This window comes from Variovorax sp. GW823-FHT02B07 (genome assembly GCF_058797695.1).
On record NZ_JBXAJX010000001.1, the window covers coordinates 1,724,397 to 1,740,712 of the forward strand.

Annotated in this window: 18 protein-coding genes and 1 tRNA gene; 12 read left to right on the forward strand and 7 right to left on the reverse strand. The window is 67.7% G+C overall.

Going from position 1 to position 16,316, the window contains the following annotated elements; translation table 11 throughout:
- Positions 1-81 precede the first annotated feature (81 nt).
- Complete coding sequence (locus tag AC1RGU_RS08035) at positions 82-672, reverse strand: tetratricopeptide repeat protein (RefSeq protein WP_062480948.1); 591 nt, start codon at positions 670-672, stop codon at positions 82-84.
- A 196-nt stretch (positions 673-868) separates the two neighbouring features.
- Between AC1RGU_RS08035 and cysS the strand changes: the two genes are divergently transcribed.
- The 6 genes from cysS (at position 869) to AC1RGU_RS08065 (ending at position 6,493) form a co-directional block, all read left to right on the forward strand.
- Positions 869-2,245, forward strand: coding sequence for a cysteine--tRNA ligase (gene cysS, locus AC1RGU_RS08040; RefSeq protein ID WP_487847120.1), 1,377 nt, complete (start codon positions 869-871; stop codon positions 2,243-2,245).
- Positions 2,242-2,913, forward strand: coding sequence for a DNA-3-methyladenine glycosylase family protein (locus tag AC1RGU_RS08045; RefSeq protein ID WP_095947831.1), 672 nt, complete (start codon positions 2,242-2,244; stop codon positions 2,911-2,913). Before cysS ends, AC1RGU_RS08045 begins: the two co-directional genes overlap by 4 nt.
- A 157-nt stretch (positions 2,914-3,070) precedes the next feature.
- Positions 3,071-4,051 (forward strand): acetyl-CoA carboxylase carboxyltransferase subunit alpha, encoded by a 981-nt coding sequence (locus AC1RGU_RS08050; RefSeq protein ID WP_056582036.1) that lies wholly within the window; start codon positions 3,071-3,073, stop codon positions 4,049-4,051.
- Between the two features lie 20 nt (positions 4,052-4,071).
- Positions 4,072-5,049, forward strand: coding sequence for a tRNA lysidine(34) synthetase TilS (tilS, locus tag AC1RGU_RS08055; RefSeq protein WP_492695869.1), 978 nt, complete (start codon positions 4,072-4,074; stop codon positions 5,047-5,049).
- A gap of 55 nt (positions 5,050-5,104) precedes the next feature.
- Positions 5,105-6,373 carry an aspartate kinase gene (locus tag AC1RGU_RS08060; RefSeq protein WP_062480939.1) on the forward strand — a complete coding sequence of 423 codons (1,269 nt, stop codon included), beginning with the start codon at positions 5,105-5,107 and terminating at the stop codon, positions 6,371-6,373.
- 27 nt (positions 6,374-6,400) lie between these two features.
- Positions 6,401-6,493 (forward strand) — tRNA-Ser (locus AC1RGU_RS08065).
- 122 nt (positions 6,494-6,615) lie between these two features.
- On the opposite strand, the gene AC1RGU_RS08070 is transcribed toward AC1RGU_RS08065, so the two are convergent.
- The 5 genes from AC1RGU_RS08070 to AC1RGU_RS08090 all read right to left on the reverse strand — a co-directional run bounded on the left by AC1RGU_RS08070 (position 6,616) and on the right by AC1RGU_RS08090 (position 8,652).
- On the reverse strand, positions 6,616-6,837 hold the full coding sequence (locus AC1RGU_RS08070) for a hypothetical protein (protein WP_492695871.1): 222 nt from the start codon (positions 6,835-6,837) through the stop codon (positions 6,616-6,618).
- A 30-nt stretch (positions 6,838-6,867) separates the two neighbouring features.
- On the reverse strand, positions 6,868-7,143 hold the full coding sequence (locus tag AC1RGU_RS08075; RefSeq protein ID WP_492695873.1) for a hypothetical protein: 276 nt from the start codon (positions 7,141-7,143) through the stop codon (positions 6,868-6,870).
- A gap of 130 nt (positions 7,144-7,273) precedes the next feature.
- Complete coding sequence (locus AC1RGU_RS08080; protein ID WP_095745045.1) at positions 7,274-7,807, reverse strand: nucleoside 2-deoxyribosyltransferase; 534 nt, start codon at positions 7,805-7,807, stop codon at positions 7,274-7,276.
- Between the two features lie 59 nt (positions 7,808-7,866).
- The gene (locus AC1RGU_RS08085; protein WP_492695875.1) at positions 7,867-8,304 is read right to left on the reverse strand and encodes a hypothetical protein; all 438 of its coding nucleotides are present in this window, start codon (positions 8,302-8,304) and stop codon (positions 7,867-7,869) included.
- Positions 8,305-8,442: 138 nt separating this feature from the next.
- Positions 8,443-8,652, reverse strand: coding sequence for a hypothetical protein (locus AC1RGU_RS08090; RefSeq protein ID WP_139705507.1), 210 nt, complete (start codon positions 8,650-8,652; stop codon positions 8,443-8,445).
- 185 nt (positions 8,653-8,837) lie between these two features.
- On the opposite strand from AC1RGU_RS08090, the gene AC1RGU_RS08095 reads away from it, so the two are divergent.
- On the forward strand, positions 8,838-9,566 hold the full coding sequence (locus tag AC1RGU_RS08095) for a LuxR C-terminal-related transcriptional regulator (RefSeq protein WP_492695877.1): 729 nt from the start codon (positions 8,838-8,840) through the stop codon (positions 9,564-9,566).
- An 11-nt stretch (positions 9,567-9,577) separates the two neighbouring features.
- A complete protein-coding gene (locus AC1RGU_RS08100) occupies positions 9,578-11,425 on the forward strand; it encodes a sensor histidine kinase (RefSeq protein WP_492695879.1) in 1,848 nt (615 codons plus the stop codon).
- Between the two features lie 17 nt (positions 11,426-11,442).
- Here AC1RGU_RS08100 and AC1RGU_RS08105 read toward each other — a convergent pair whose 3' ends face one another.
- Positions 11,443-12,372 carry a LysR family transcriptional regulator gene (locus AC1RGU_RS08105; RefSeq protein WP_492695881.1) on the reverse strand — a complete coding sequence of 310 codons (930 nt, stop codon included), beginning with the start codon at positions 12,370-12,372 and terminating at the stop codon, positions 11,443-11,445.
- Between the two features lie 104 nt (positions 12,373-12,476).
- On the opposite strand from AC1RGU_RS08105, the gene AC1RGU_RS08110 reads away from it, so the two are divergent.
- From AC1RGU_RS08110 to AC1RGU_RS08125, 4 genes are all read left to right on the forward strand, one after another.
- Positions 12,477-13,472, forward strand: coding sequence for a Bug family tripartite tricarboxylate transporter substrate binding protein (locus AC1RGU_RS08110; protein ID WP_492695883.1), 996 nt, complete (start codon positions 12,477-12,479; stop codon positions 13,470-13,472).
- A 61-nt stretch (positions 13,473-13,533) separates the two neighbouring features.
- Positions 13,534-14,754, forward strand: coding sequence for a helix-turn-helix domain-containing protein (locus tag AC1RGU_RS08115; protein WP_492695885.1), 1,221 nt, complete (start codon positions 13,534-13,536; stop codon positions 14,752-14,754).
- Between the two features lie 48 nt (positions 14,755-14,802).
- Positions 14,803-15,501 (forward strand): Vgb family protein, encoded by a 699-nt coding sequence (locus AC1RGU_RS08120; RefSeq protein WP_159272073.1) that lies wholly within the window; start codon positions 14,803-14,805, stop codon positions 15,499-15,501.
- Positions 15,502-15,529: 28 nt separating this feature from the next.
- Positions 15,530-16,288, forward strand: a complete 759-nt coding sequence (locus AC1RGU_RS08125; RefSeq protein WP_492695887.1) for a DUF899 domain-containing protein — start codon at positions 15,530-15,532, stop codon at positions 16,286-16,288.
- Positions 16,289-16,316 lie beyond the last annotated feature (28 nt).

Here is a 16,316-nt window from a genome sequence, read left to right on the forward strand (position 1 = left end):
GGGTGGAGGGGAGGGCGGTGGGCCTGCGATGGCGCAGGTTGGGAGGCAACTGTGTGCGCACCGCCGGATTGCAAGAGGCTGTTACTTGGTCGTGCGGCCCACGGGCTTGCGCACTTCGGGCGGCGCCGCCGGCAGCACGGCCGCATCGGCCGCGGCCTTGGGCGTGAAGATCTGGCGGATCAGCGCGAGCTTGGGCGCGACGCTCGCGTTGGTGGTGGCGAACTGCTGGGCGCGCTGGTATTCCTGGGCCGCCAGGCGCGCGTACACGTCGCCGAGGTTTTCGTGCGCGGTGGCGTAGTTGGGGCTGAGCTTGAGCGCGGTTTCGAGCGCGGCGCGGGCCTGGTCGAACTTGCTCTGCGACGCGTACAGCGCCGCGAGGTTGTTGTAGGGCTCGGGCAGTTCCGGGAAGTCCTGCGTGAGCTGCGTGAACGCGGTGATCGCGTCGGCGGTCTTGTTCTGCTCGGTGAGGATCACGCCGCGCAGAAAGCGCATCTGCGGGTCGCGCGGCTTGCCGGCGATGTAGGTGTCGGCCTTGGCCAGCGCCTCGGCGGACTTGCCCTGGCGCAGCAGGAGGTTGACGTCGTCGTAGTCGTTGGCGTGCGCGGCGAAGCCCCACAGACCGAACAGCAGTGCAAAGGCGATGGGGAGTCTGGAGAACGCGGCGTGCTTCATGAAGCCTCGGCAGGATTGGGGGGGAGCGGGGGCTTGGAGAACACCCGGATGCTGCGCGGCGGCAGCCGTTTATACTGCGTCGCATTGTAGCCGAGGGGCCACGTCGAACCCCTCGTAGCCACGCCCCCCGTCACCCCTGAAATACACCGTTGTTCGCCCGTACCGCACGTGCGCGAATCAACGCTTTCCGAGTCCCATGAGTCTGCGCATCTACAACACGCTGTCGCGTGAATTGGAGGATTTCTCCCCCCTGCAACCTGGACAGGTTCGCATGTACGTGTGCGGCATGACCGTCTATGACCTGTGCCACATCGGCCACGCCCGCATGATGATGGCGTTCGACGTGGTGCAGCGCTGGCTGCGCGCCAGCGGCTATGCCGTGACCTACGTGCGCAACATCACCGACATCGACGACAAGATCATCGCCCGCGCGGTCCAGCGCGGCATCACCATCCGCGCGCTGACCGACGAGGTGATCGCGGCCATGCACGAGGACATCGGTGCGCTGCGCATCGAACCGCCCACCATCGAGCCGCGCGCCACCGAATACGTGCCGCAGATGCTCGGCATCATCGAGACGCTGGAACGCAAGGGCCTGGCCTACCGCTCGGACAACGGCGACGTGAACTACGCCGTGCGCAAGTTCCCCGGCTACGGCAAGCTCTCGGGCAAGTCGCTCGACGAACTGCACGCCGGCGAGCGCGTCGCGGTGCTCGACGGCAAGCAGGACCCGCTCGACTTCGTGCTCTGGAAATCCGCCAAGCCGACCGAGCCCGACGACGCCAAGTGGGACAGCCCCTTCGGCACCGGTCGCCCGGGCTGGCACATCGAGTGCTCGGCCATGAGCTGCGCCACGCTCGGCGAGACTTTCGACATCCATGGCGGCGGCGCCGACCTGCAGTTCCCGCACCACGAGAACGAAATCGCGCAGAGCGAAGGCGCCAATGGCAAGCCGCTGTCGCGCTTCTGGGTGCACAACGGCTTCGTGCGCGTGGACAACGAGAAGATGTCCAAGAGCCTGGGCAACTTCTTCACCATCCGCGAAGTGCTGCAGAAGTACGACGCCGAAAGCCTGCGTTTCTTCCTCGTGCGCACGCATTACCGCAGCGCGCTGAACTACAGCGACGCGCACCTCGACGACGCGCGCAACTCGCTCAAGCGCCTGTACACCGCGCTCGACCTGGTGGCGCCCGCGCCCGTGGCCATCGACTGGACGCAGCCCCACGCGGCGCGTTTCAAGGCGGCGATGGACGAGGACTTCGGCACGCCCGAAGCCATCGCCGTGCTGTTCGAGCTGGCCGGCGAAGTCAACCGCACCAAGTCTGCAGACACCGCGGGCCTGCTCAAGGCGCTGGCCGGCACGCTGGGCTTGCTGCAAGGCGATCCGAAGGCGTTCCTGCAAGCCGGCACCACGCTCGACGAAGCCACCATCCAGGCGAAGATCGATGCACGCGCGGCGGCCAAGGCGGCGAAGAATTTCGCCGAGGCCGATCGTATTCGCCAGGAACTCCTCGAGCAGGGCATCGTGCTCAAGGATTCGCCCACGGGAACGACCTGGGCGGCTGCACAGTGAACGGAACGACGAACCCCGTACCCGCCACCCAGCAGACCAGCGTGCGCATCTACACGCCGGACTATTGGGAGGAAGCCTGCAAGCACCTGGCCAAGAAAGACCGCGTGATGAAGCGGCTCATTCCGAAGTTCGGTGAAGCCTGTCTCGAGTCGCGCGGCGACGCCTTCACCACGCTGGCGCGCAGCATCGTGGGCCAGCAGATCTCGGTGAAGGCCGCCCAGTCGACCTGGGACAAGTTCGCGGCGCTGCCGCGCAAGCTGACGCCGGCCAACGTGCTCAAGCTCAAGGTCGACGACATGCGCGGCGCCGGACTGTCGGCGCGCAAGATCGAATATCTGGTCGACCTGGCCCTGAATTTCGATTCGGGCACCGTGCACGTCGACCGCTGGAAAGACATGTCGGACGAGCTCATCATCGAAGAGCTCGTGGCCATCCGCGGCATCAGCCGCTGGACCGCCGAGATGTTCCTCATCTTCCACCTGATGCGCCCGAACGTGCTGCCGGTCGACGACCAGGGCCTGCTCAACGGCATCAGCGTGAACTATTTTTCGGGCGACCCGGTCAGCCGCAGCGATGCCCGTGATGTCGCAGTGGCCTGGGCGCCGTATTGCAGCGTGGCGACTTGGTATATTTGGCGATCGCTGGACCCCGTGCCGGTCGTTTACTAAGGATCACCCCCAGGCTTCGCGCACTTCGTGTCGCTTCGCCAACCCCCTTCGAGGGGGCAACACCGCAGGCCCGGCAAAGCCGGTTCCTCGGTGTTTCTGGAATAAATGCAAAAGAGCCGGATGGCCGGTCAATTGATGAAATAAACAGGAGAAGACGTTGGCGAAACGAACCTTCCTCGACTTCGAGCAGCCCATTGCTGAACTCGAAACAAAGATCGAAGAACTGCGTTATGTACAGACCGAATCGGCGGTCGACATCTCGGAAGAAATCGATCAGCTCGGCAAGAAAAGCCAGCAACTCACCAAGGACATCTACAGCGACCTGACGCCCTGGCAGATCACCAAGATCGCGCGGCATCCGGAGCGCCCGTACACGCTCGACTACGTCAACGAGATCTTCACGGACTTCGTCGAGCTGCATGGTGACCGTCATTTCTCGGACGACCTGTCGATCGTCGGTGGTCTGGCGCGCTTCAATGGCGTGCCGTGCATGGTGCTCGGTCACCAGAAAGGCCGCGACACGAAGGAGCGCACCGCGCGCAACTTCGGCATGAGCAAGCCCGAGGGTTACCGCAAGGCGCTGCGTCTCATGAAGACGGCCGAGAAATTCAAGCTGCCGGTGTTCACCTTCGTGGACACGCCCGGCGCCTACCCCGGCATCGACGCGGAAGAGCGCGGCCAGTCGGAAGCCATCGGCCGCAACATCTTCGAGATGGCGCAGCTCGAGGTACCCATCATCGTCACCATCATCGGTGAAGGCGGTTCGGGCGGCGCACTGGCCATCTCGGTTGGCGACCAGCTCGTGATGCTGCAGTACTCGATCTACTCGGTGATCAGCCCCGAAGGCTGCGCGTCCATTCTCTGGAAGACCAGCGACAAGGCGCAGGAAGCCGCAGATGCCCTGGGCATCACGGCGCACCGCCTGAAGGCGCTGGGCCTGGTCGACAAGATCGTCAACGAACCGGTCGGCGGCGCGCACCGCGACCATCGCCAGATGGCTGCGTTCCTCAAGCGCGCGCTCAACGACGCCTTCCGTCAGGTCAGCGACCTGAAGACGAAGGAACTGCTGGACCGCCGCTACGAGCGCCTGCAGAGCTACGGTCGGTTCAACGACACCAAGGCCGACAACAGCCGCTGAGCGGCTTTCCCTTTTCCATCATGAGCGAAGCCTTCGAACGTGCCATGGCCGCGTTCGAACCGGCGGGCCTGCCGCTGGCCGTCGGCTTCAGCGGCGGTGCGGATTCGACCGCCTTGCTCGCGGCCTGCGCGGCGCGATGGCCGGGGCAGGTGATCGCCTTCCATGTGCATCACGGGCTGCAGGCGGCGGCCGACGACTTCGAGCGGCAGTGCGCGCAGGTCTGCGAGCGGCTCGGTGTGCCGTTGATGACGCACCGCGTCGATGCGCGGCATGCGCCGGGCGACAGCCCCGAGGACGCCGCGCGGCGCGCACGTTATGACGCGTATGCGGCCATGGCGCGTGCCGACGGCGCGCGGCCTGCGGTGTCGTCCATCGCGCTCGGGCACCATGCCGATGACCAGGTCGAGACGCTGCTGCTGGCGCTGTCGCGCGGCGCCGGCCTACCGGGCCTGGCCGCCATGCCGGCCCATGCCGTGCGCGACGGATTGAACATCCACCGGCCGCTGCTCGCGGTGCCGGCGGTCGACATCCGCAGCTGGCTGGCGCAGCAGCAGTTGCCGTGGATCGAAGACCCGAGCAACGCCGACGCGCGCTACACCCGCAACCGCATCCGCGCCGTGCTGCTGCCTGCATTGGCAGAAGCCTTTCCCCAGTTTCGCGCCACCTTCTCGCGCAGCATCGCCCATGCGGCGCAGGCCCAGCAATTGCTGGGCGAACTGGCGGCGCAGGACCTGGCCGTGGTCGGCGAGCCGCCGCAGTTGCGGCCGCTGCAGGCGCTGTCCCGCGCGCGCCAGGCCAACGTGCTGCGCCACTGGCTGATGCAGTCGCACGGCTGCGCACCGAGCGCGGCGCAGCTCGACCAGTTGCTGGACCAGGTCCGCGCCTGCACCACGCGCGGCCACCGCATCCACCTCAAGGTGGGCGCGGGCTTCGCCGAGCGCAGGGGAGAGCGGCTGCATTGGTACAATGCCCCGCCCTCGCTGAAGACTTCGCTCTGACGGCTTGCAGGGCGCCGCTTTCCAGGCGGCCCTTTATCTTTCTCTGATTTCATCCATGGCATTGATCGTTCACAAATATGGCGGCACGTCGATGGGCTCGACCGAGCGCATCCGCAATGTCGCCAAGCGCGTCGCCAAATGGGCGCGTGCGGGTCACCAGATGATCGTGGTGCCCAGCGCCATGAGCGGCGAAACCAACCGCCTGCTCGGTCTTGCCAAGGAGCTCTCCCCGGGCAAACCCGGCGTGGCCTATCACCGCGAACTCGACATGCTCGCCTCCACCGGCGAACAGGCGTCGTCGGCACTGCTGGCCATGGCGCTGCAGGCCGAGGGCGTGGAGTCGGTGAGCTACGCGGGCTGGCAGGTGTCGGTGCGCACCGACAACTCGTACACCAAGGCCCGCATCGAGAGCATCGACGACGCCAAGGTGCGCGCCGACCTCGCAGCCGGTCGCGTGGTGGTCATTACCGGCTTCCAGGGCGTGGACGACGAAGGCAACATCACCACGCTGGGCCGTGGCGGCAGCGACACCTCGGCCGTGGCCATCGCGGCGGCCATGAAGGCCAGCGAGTGCCTGATCTACACCGACGTCGACGGCGTCTACACCACCGACCCGCGCGTCGAACCCGATGCGCGCCGCCTGACCACCGTGAGCTTCGAAGAGATGCTCGAGATGGCCAGCCTGGGCTCCAAGGTGCTGCAAATCCGCTCGGTGGAATTCGCCGGCAAGTACAAGGTGCCGCTGCGTGTGCTTTCGAGCTTCACCGCATGGGACATCGACATCAATGAAGAGGCCAAGTCCGGCACGCTGATCACTTTCGAGGAAGACGAAAACATGGAACAAGCCGTCGTATCCGGCATCGCATTCAATCGCGACGAAGCCAAGATCTCGGTGCTCGGCGTGCCCGACAAGCCGGGCATCGCGTATCACATCCTCGGTGCCGTGGCAGACGCCAACATCGAAGTCGACGTGATCATCCAGAACCTCAGCAAGGACGGCAAGACCGACTTCAGCTTCACCGTGCATCGCAACGAGTTCGCGCGCACGGTCGAACTGCTGGAGTCGAAGGTGATGCCTTCGCTGGGCGCCACCGAAATCGTGGGCGACACCAAGATCTGCAAGGTCAGTATCGTAGGCATCGGCATGCGCAGCCACGTGGGTGTGGCGAGCAAGATGTTCCGTGTGTTGAGCGAAGAGGGCATCAACATCCAGATGATCTCGACCAGCGAAATCAAGACCTCGGTCGTGATCGACGAAAAATATATGGAATTGGCGGTGCGCGCACTGCATAAAGCGTTCGATCTGGACCAACCGAGCGCTTAAGTAATGGCATAATTGCGGTTGCTTTCAGGAACTGTGACCGAGTGGCCGAAGGTGCTCCCCTGCTAAGGGAGTATGGGGTGTAGAGCCTCATCGAGGGTTCGAATCCCTCCGGTTCCGCCAGGATTGGCTTCCTGATCACTTTGCAGTGATCAAACAGCCCAAAAGAGCCCCGCCAGTCGGGGCTTTTTTGCGTCTGCGCGCGACGCGTGGCTGCCCCGCCGAAACGGCGAGGCGAGATGTCTTCAGGACGGCTGCGGTCCGAGCACGGGCAGCGTCGCGATCGGCGCTGTGCCCACATGCAGTTCGCAAGGATCGCAAGGCACCGCAATCTGCCGGCCGTCGAAGCGCACCCGCACATGCGGATAGGTCGCTCCGGTGATGGTGCCGAGCCGGCCTTCGCAGACGACGCGATCGCCGCGACGGAACGACCGGCCGAACCGGAGCTTGATTTTTTCAAAACTCATTTCAGTGTCTCCTGGGTGTGCATCCGATGCTCAGCGCACCGGGTCGGATTCGAGCGGTGGCCGCACGAGGGTCGCGGCCGTGTCCTGGAGGATCAGCGCGTGATCCGGGTCGTGGCTGAGGTAGGGGCTGGTCAGCAGCTGGCCGATCAGCCGGTCGAAGTGGAACCGGACCTTGGCCGGCTCGGGGTGCGCGGCGTACAGCGCGCGCAGCATCGAGACGACGGCGCTGGTCTGCGTGGTCAGGACCTCCATGGAACCCAGGCGGCCCGCCGCTTCGAAAACTGCTTGTTGATCTGAGGGGGGCATCCGGGCCTCCTTTTTGGGGCGTTGGCATGTCCAACGCAAAAAGAGGCTGAAAGGCTTACTTCGAGGGGCTTGCTCCCCAGAATTGGTGATACCCCACCTTTGATTTGTGACTTATTTCACGAATTCGGACTCACTGGCGCTGGGCGGGCGCAGACCCCAGCACCTCGGCCAGCACCCGCAAAGCGTCGGTCGCCAGGTCCGCAAAGCGCACCGAGCAGGCCAGCATCAGGTTCAGCGGCAGCCCGAAATCCTCGATCAGCGTGCCCTCGGGGTCGCGCAAGCTGCCGTCCGGGTCGCGGCCGACGACGCCCGCCGTGGCGGCGCGCTGCGCATAGGTGCCCGGCGGAACGCCGTAGGCGGCCACCGGAAGGCCCAGGGCAATGGCCACGCCGACCTCGAACACCGTGCCCGAGTCGGGCTCCAGCCCGCGAAACGGCGCGAGGTTGGCAATGACGCCGTCCGCCGACCGCAGCAGCTTCATGTTTTCCTCGTAGATCCGGCGCGCGGGGTCGGGGCCGGCCGCCTTGCCGTCGAACGGTGGCACGGCCGTCATGCCGAGCGCGTCGCAGGCCAGGGCCAGCGCGGCAAAGTACTGCGCGGCGTCGGGCCGGAACACGTCGGGGCCGGCAAGGTAGACCCGTGGACGCGTGGAAGAGGAGGGCATCTGTCGAGTATGCGACCGCCCCCGGCCAGCGCCAACGGGAAGCGCTGCGACCAGGTCGGCTACTTCTTCATCGCCTTGACTTCGGCCATGCCCTTGCTTTCGTCGGCCTTGGCCTGCTTCACGCAGGTCGACTTGGCCTCGCCCTTCTGGTCGTCGCATTTTTCCTTGGCGATGCTGTAGGCCACTTCCACCTTGGCTTCGGCCACCTTGCGGGCGTTGCCGTCGCTGGGCTTCATCTTCTGGTCGAGCTCGGCCTTGGCGATCTTTTCCTTGCCCTTGGCTTCCTCGACGCAGACGTCCTTGGCGTTGTCCTTCATGGCATCGCACGCGGCGCGGTCGGTCTTGTAGTCGGCCGAGATCTTGTCGCGGGCTGCCTTGTATTCGGCGACCGCCGGGTCGACCGTGGCCGCGGGCGGCGGGTTCACCTGCGCTTGCGCCGACACGGCCGTGAGACAGGACACGGCAGCGGCGCACATCCACATGAGCTTTCTTTGCATGGTCATCTCCTTGAAGACGCCGGCGGTTGCTTCATTGCGACCAGCGCAAGAGAACCGGCGCCCGAAAACGATCCTAGGAACCGACGGCGCGACAGCGGTAGGACGCCTCGCGAAGCCGCCGTCAGCGCATGCTGACGCTCAGTGGCCTTCTGTTGTAGTGCCGTGCGCGCGCATCTCGCTGCGCAGGGCGCGCTGTCCCGAGGCCAGGGCGAGCTCGTAGCTCTCGACCGGGTCGAAGGCGCAGCGAAGGACGGTGGGATGCGCACCGTCGGTGTCGGTTTCGAGCAGCCGCCAGACAAAGGATCCGGGCGCCGGCTCGTCGATGATGAGTTCGATCGGATGTGTCATGGCCCCACCATGTCCGCTCGCATGGCGCCTGTCTGTAGGCGAAGGCCGACCGATGCCGCGCCGCGTCGTCAGAACCCCCAGATCTGGTGATGGCCGCACAGTCGCTGCGAGGGGACACTGCAGCCTCGCGCGCGAAGCCTGGGTGATGATTCGGGCATGCTTCCCACCTTGTCCGAACCGTCCTGATGTCCGCTTTCTCTCCCCAGCCCGAAGGTCCGGCGATGACGCCGCCGCCCAGCCCCGACCTGCCGGCGCCTGTGCTCATCGTCGAGGACGACGCGCTGATGCAGCGGCGCATCGTCGGCATCCTGAACCAGCTGGGCTACGGCAACGACGTGCTGGTGCTCGCGGCCACGCTGGCCGATGCGCGCATCGAACTCGCGCGCCAGCCGTTCGCGCTGGCGCTGGTCGACCTGGGCCTGCCCGACGGCAACGGCGTGGAGCTGATCGCGCAGATGAGCGCGCCGACCGTTGCGGCAATGAACGCCGACGACGGCCCCGGCATCCTCGTGATCTCCGCCTGGAGCACCGACGACCTGATCCTCAACGCGCTGCGCGCCGGCGCCACCGGCTACGTGCTCAAGGAGCGCGACGACCTGGAGCTGCTGCTGTCGATCCGCAGCGTGCTGCGCGGCGGTGCGCCGATCGATCCCTTCATTGCGCGGCGCATCCTCGACCTCACGCAGGCGCCGCCGGCCACGCCGGGGCGCGTCGGCGAAGATGTGCTGACCGCACGTGAACTGCAGATCCTCCAGCTGGTTGCCGAAGGCCTGACCAACCGCGAGATAGCCGAGCAGATCTTCCTGTCGCGGCACACCGTCGAATGCCACATCAAGAACATCTACCGCAAGCTCACCGTTTCCTCGCGCACGCGCGCCGTTTTCGCAGCGCGTTCGCGTGGCTTGCTGGCCTGAGCCTGTGGTGGTTGTTCGCGCACACGGCATGGGCAGCCGAGGCGTGCGCGCCGCACATCGACAGCGTGCGGGCCGTGCGCGCCACCGCCGGCGCGGGGCCTGAAGCACCGCCGCCCATCGACGGCTGGCAGCCGGCGACGCTGCCCGACCACTGGGCCGAACGCTGGCCCGGCTTCGAAGGCATCGTGTGGTACCGCATCGACTGGCAGCGCCCCTGCGCCGGTCGCGACGACGCGCCGCAGCTGGGCGTGGCCGTCGACTACCTGAGCATGGCCGGCGCGATCTCGCTGAACGACAACCTGCTCTGGCGCGACGCCAGCCTGGTCGAGCCGCTGAGCCGCAGCTGGAACACGCCGCGCGTCTTCTTCCTGCCGGCCGCCGCGTTGAACCCCGGCACCAACACGCTGTGGGTGCAGGTGGTGGGCGGCAGCATGTACGGCTCGGGGCTGGGCCGCGTGGTGCTCGGCACGGCGGACGCGGCGGTGGCGTACCACGACGAGCGCCGCCTGTTCGCGCGCGTGCTGCCCGCGGTCAACCTCGTCATCTCGATCACGCTGGGCTGCTTCTTCCTCGTGCTGTGGCTCATGCGCCGGCAGGAGGTTGCCTACGGCTGGTACGCGCTCAGCGCCATTGCCTGGCTGGTGTTCGCGAGCAACACCGTGGTCAGCACCTTGCCGTGGCCGTTCGCCTCCACCGACGCCTGGTCGCGCTGGATCACGGCCTGGATGGTCCTGTACGTGAGCTGCTTCTGCATGTTCATGTGGCACTTCGGCGGCCAGCGCTTTCCGCGCCTGAGCCGCGCACTGTGGGCCGTGGCCGCGCTGGCCGTGGCGGCGATCGCGCTGCTGCCGCAGCCTGCGTTGTCGGTCGCAACGTTGGCGGTGTTCATCGCGTATTCGCTGCTCTTCATGGCCGTGTGCGTGCAGTTCATCCTGCGCGCGCTCGATACCAAGAAAACCGAACACCTGCTGCTGGCCCTGTGCGCCTTCGGCTTCCTGGTGGCCGCGGTGCACGACGCGCTGATGATCCTGCGCGTCATCGACGACCGCTTCGGCTACACCGTGGTCACGGCGCCGCTGATCATGATCGGCATGTCGCTGATCCTGGCGGGCGGCTTCACGCGCAGCCTGCGCCGCGTCGAGAGTTTCAACGACGAGCTGGCGCGCGAAGTGCGCGGGGCACGCACCGAGCTGGCCGACACGCTCAGCCGCGAGCATCGGCTCGAACTCGACAACGTGCGGCTGAACGAGCGCCTGAGCGTGGCGCACGACCTGCACGACGGCCTGGGCAGTTCGCTGGTGCGCTCGATCGCGCTGGTGGAACAGTCGGGCGAGGCGCTGCAGCGGCCGCAGTACCTGTCGATGTTCAAGTCGCTGCGCGACGACCTGCGCCAGATCATCGACACCCACAGCGGCGGCGCGGCCCCGGTCGCCGCCACGCCCACGCAATGGCTGGCGCCCATGCGCCACCGCTTCGGCCGCCTGTTCGAGGAGATGGGCGTGCGCAGCCACTGGCAGACGCCCGCGGCCTGGCCCTGTGCGCTGTCCGCGCGCCAGGTGCTGGGCCTCACGCGCCTGCTCGAGGAGGCGCTGGCCAACGTGGTGAAGCACAGCCGCGCGCGGACCCTGCGCGTGCAGCTGATGGCCGACGGCGAAGCGGGCGTGCTGCTGAGCGTCGAGGACGACGGCGTGGGCTTCGACGCAGTGGCCATGGCCTCGTCGATCGGCGGGCTGGGCCTGCGCAGCATGCAGGCGCGCATGACGCGCATCGGCGGCACGCTGCAGATCGATGCGGGCGATGGCGGCACGCGGTTGGCGGCGAGGGTGCAGGCACCCGTGGCAGGCGCTGGCAGCAGCTGAGTCCCGCTGGCGCGTGATCAGCGCGCCTTGCGGAACGCGCGCACCTCGGGCGCCGGATGGTCTTCGATGTGCTGCAGCAGGAAGTCGAGAAACTCCTGCGCCGACGGCGAGAGTCCCCGGTCCTTGTTCAGCCACACCTGGAACTTGCGGCTGAGCACGGGCGTGACGAGGGGGCGGAATTCGAGCTGCTGACGCTGCAGCAGCTCGCCCGCATACGGCAGGCAGGTGGTCACGCCCAGGCCGTGCTCGACCATGCTCAGCGCCGTGGTCAGGAAGGCGACTTCATGCGTCGGGCTGAACTCCAGCCGGCCGGGCGACGCATACAGCTCGGCGCTGAGCAGCTGCGTGTACTCGCCCTGCAGCGAGATCACGGGGTAGCGGACCAGGTCGCTCCAGGCGACCCGATGCTTCTTTGTGAGCGGATGCCCCGGGGGCAGCACCGCGAGGAAGGGCAGGGTGAAGAGCGTGCGCGCGACCACGTTGGCGGGCGCGTCGCGCTCGGGGCCGATGGCCAGGTCCACGTCGCCGTTGATGAGCCGGCCCAGCACGCTTTCGACCATCGAGTCCTGCAGGCGCACGCGGATGCCGGGGTACTTCCGGGCGAAGGCGGCCATGATTTCCGGCATGACCGTGCACGCCATCACCTGCGGCACCGCGATGCGCACGGTGCCGGTGCGCAGCTCGCGCAGGTCGGACACCGCATCGAGCGCCATGCCCAGGTCCTGGAGGATGCGCTCGGCCATCGGCAGGAACACTTCGCCTGCGCTGGACAGCTGCAGCTTGCGCGTCGTGCGGTGAAGCATCTGCACGCCCAGGTTCGACTCCAGGTCCTTGATGAGGCCGCTCAGCGCCGACTGCGTGATGTGCAGCCGCAGGGCGGCCTCGGTCACGCTGCCGGCGCGGGCCACCGCGATGAAGGCGCGCAATTGGCGCAACGTGACATTCATCGGTTTATCCGATAAGTGGGAAAGAAATATCTGATTGAACCATGAATGAAGCTCGCATCCAATCGCAGCGCCATCACAACAACCACTGCCAGGAGACATCGTTCATGCCCGTTTCTCATCGCCTTGCGCGCCGCGGTTTTCTTTCGCTCGCGGCCGCTGCATTTGCTTTCGCGGGGGCTCCCGCGCAAGCGCAGGCGCAGGCCTTTCCGTCCAAGCCGATCAAGTGGATCGTCGGCTACCCCGCCGGCGGTGGCAGCGACTTCCTGGCCCGCACCATCGGCGCGCAGATGTCTGTCCAGGCCGGCCAGCCGGTGATCGTCGACAACCGGGCCGGTGCCGGCGCCATCATCGGCGCCGAGGTCACGGCCCGGTCGCCGGGCGACGGCTACACCGTCTTCACGGCCGACAACGGCGTGCTCGTGTACAACCCCGCGCTCTACAAGAAGCTGCCCTATGCCGTCGACCGCGACTTCGCGATGCTCGGCCTGATGGCCCGCACGCCGCTGGTGCTGGTGGCGGCGCCGTCGACGAACCTCAAGACCATCGGCGCCCTGATGGAGCAGCTCAAGAGCAAGCCGGGCACGCTGTCGTACGCCTCGCCGGGCAACGGCAGCCCGCACCACCTGGCGATGGAGCTGTTCCTCAGCCGCAGCGGCCTGTCGACGATGCATGTGCCGTACCGCGGCGCCGCGCCCGCGCTGCAGGACGTGATGGGCGGGCAGGTGCCGCTGATGGTGGTGGACACCTCGTCGGGGCTCAGCGCCATCCAGTCGGGGAAGGTCATTCCGCTGATGGCGTTCAGCGCCAAGCGACTGCCGATCCTGCCCGCCGTGCCCACGGTGGGCGAGCAGGGCTTCAAGGATTCGGAAGCCTACGCATGGCAGGGGCTGGTGGTGCCGGCCAGCACGCCCGCCGCCATCCAGGAGCGTCTTTCCAAGGAGATGCAGGCCGCGCTGGCCAACGAGAGCGTGCGCAAGCGGCTGCAGGAAGGCGGCTGGGAGCCGGTGCCGAGCGACAGCGTGCTGATGAAGACCTATGCCTTCGCCGAGACGAAGAAGTGGCACGCGCTGATCCGTGAACGCGGCATCTCGCTGGACTGACGACGCCGCCTCGCGATGAGGCGGGCCGTGGCGCACCGGCGGTGTTGTAGCCTGTCGCCCCATGGATTCCCTCATTGCCGCCTCCGCGCGCGCGCTCGCTGCCGGCGACGCGCTGGGTGCCCTCAAGCGCGTGGCCCTGCGCGACGACCCGCCGGCGCTCGCGTTGCGCGGCATCGCCATGGCCCAGCTCGGCGAGCACCCGCGTGCGCGCGAGCTGCTGCGGCGGGCCGCGAGCGGCTTCGGCGCGCACGAAGAACTGGCGCGCGCACGTTGTGTTGTCGCCGAGGCCGAGGTGGCGCTGGCCATGCGCGACCTCGGTGGTTCGTCGCGCGCATTGACCGCGGCGGCCGTCACGCTCGAGGCGCGCGACGACCTGGTCAATGCACTGCAGGCGCGACTCATCGCGGCGCGTCGGCTGCTGCTGCTCGGCCGGCTCGACGAGGCTGCCGCCGCGTTGTCGCTGCTCGACGGGCACAGCCTGCCGCCGTCGCTCGCGGCGGTGGCCGAGCTGGCGTCGGCGGAACTCGCAATGCGTTCGCTGCGCACCGGTACGGCACGGGCAGCGCTCACCCGCGCGCATGACGCGGCCCTGCGTGCGCGTGTGCCGGCGCTGCTGGCCGAAGTGGCGGAAGCGCGCGCCGCGCTCGAACGTCCCGCCGCCCGGCGCATCGCTGCCGGCGGTGAACAGGCCCTGCGCCTCGAGGAGGTCGAGGCGCTGCTCGCGTCCGATGCGCTCGTCGTCGATGCCTGCCGCCGCGGCGTCGGAGGCGGCGACACCTGGCGTTCGCTCGCACGCCGGCCGGTGCTGTTCTCGCTGGCGCGCGCGCTGGCCGCGGCCTGGCCCGGCGATGTCGGCCGCGACGCGCTGATCGCCGACGCCTTCCGCACCCGCGACCCCGACGAGACGCACCGCGCGCGGCTGCGCGTCGAGATCGGCCGGTTGCGCGCGCTCGTCAAGCCGATGGCGCGCATCGAGGCCACGCCGCAGGGCTTCATCCTCACGCCGCACGGTGCGCGTCCGGTCGTGGTGCTGGCACCGCCCATCGACGGCGAGCAGGCCTCGTTGGTGGCGCTGCTGTCCGACGGCGCGGCCTGGTCGACCTCGGCCCTCGCGTTGGCCCTGGGCGCGAGCCAGCGCACGGTGCAGCGCGCGTTGGCCGAACTCGAGGCCGAACGGCGCGTGCGCGCCATCGGCCAGGCCAGGGCACGCCGCTGGCTGGCCCCGCCGCTGGCGGGATTCACGACGATCTTGTTACTCCCCGCCGCGCTGCCGATTGAATAGAGTCGGGCTCATGCGCTACCCGCTGTGGCGCACCTACAGGAGCCCACCATGAGCAGCAGCAACAGCAGTCAGAGCAAGAAGGCAGGCAAGGACCGTTTCGAAGGCGCCGTGCAGGCCGCGCAGATCGTGCGCGAGTACGGCCCGTTCGAAGGCGTGGAGCGCATCCACGGCGTGACGCACGACGGCCACCAGGTGTGGGCCGCCACCGGCGGGCAACTGGTCGCCTTCGACCCCGCGAGCGGTGAAGCGACGCGCCGCATCGACGTCGCCTGCGACGCCGGCACTGCCTTCGACGGCACCTGCTTCTATCAGATCGTCGAGGCGCGCATCGACAAGATCGACGCCGCCACCGGCAAGGTGCTGGCCTCGATTCCCGCGCCCGGCAACGGCTCCGACTCGGGCCTCACCTGGGCCGAAGGCAGCCTCTGGGTGGGCGAGTACCGCGACCGCAAGATCCACCAGATCGACCCGGCGACCGGCGCGATCCGCCGCACCATCGAATCGAACCGCTTCGTCACCGGTGTGACCTGGGTCGACGGCGAACTCTGGCACGGCACCTGGGAAGGCGACCAGAGCGACATCCGCCGCATCGACCCCGCCAGCGGCGACGTGATCGCGCGGCTGGAAATGCCCAGCGGCGTCGGCGTGAGCGGCCTGGAGTCCGACGGCGCGGGGCTCTTCTACGCCGGTGACGGCCGGGCCAGCAAGGTCCGCGCGGTGCGCCGCCCGAAGACGGCCACGGCCTGAACGACACACCCGCCAAGGAGCACACACCATGAACACCCCAATGAATCACCCCGTCGTGACCCCCGAGCGCTGGATCGACGTGCGCAAGTCGTTGCTGGCGCGCGAAAAGGAGCTGACCCAGCTGCGCGACCGGATCGCCGAGGAGCGCCGCGCGCTGCCGTGGACGCGCGTCGAGAAGGCCTATGTCTTCGACACGCCCCAGGGCCGCCGCCCGCTCGCCGACCTGTTCGAAGGCCGCCGCCAGCTGCTGGTGCAGCACTTCATGTTCGGCCCCGACTGGGAGCAGGGCTGCCAGAGCTGCTCGTTCATGGCCGACCATTCCGACGGCATGCGCGTGCACCTCGAGCACCGAGACGTCACGCTGGTGGCCGTCTCTCGCGCGCCGCTGGCCCGCATCGAGGCCTTCCGCCGTCGCATGGGCTGGCAGTTCGCCTGGGTCTCGTCGCACGACAACGACTTCAACCACGACTTCGGCGTGAGCTTCACGCCCGACGAAATGGCCAGCGGCGCGGTCGCCTACAACTACGTGAAGCAGCCGTTCCCGAGCGAGGAGGCGCCCGGCGTCAGCGTGTTCTTCAAGGACAACGCCGGCGATGTGTTCCACACCTACTCGACCTACGGTCGCGGCGTGGAAGTGATGATGGGCACCTACAACATGCTCGACCTCGTGCCCAAGGGCCGCGATGAGCACAACCCGTCCTACGCGATGGACTGGATCCGTCACCACGACCGCTACGAGCCCGCGCCCGTTGCGGCGGCCGGTGGTTGCTGCCACGCGCAGTCCTAAGAAAAACGCGCGACCTGGCGTGTCGATC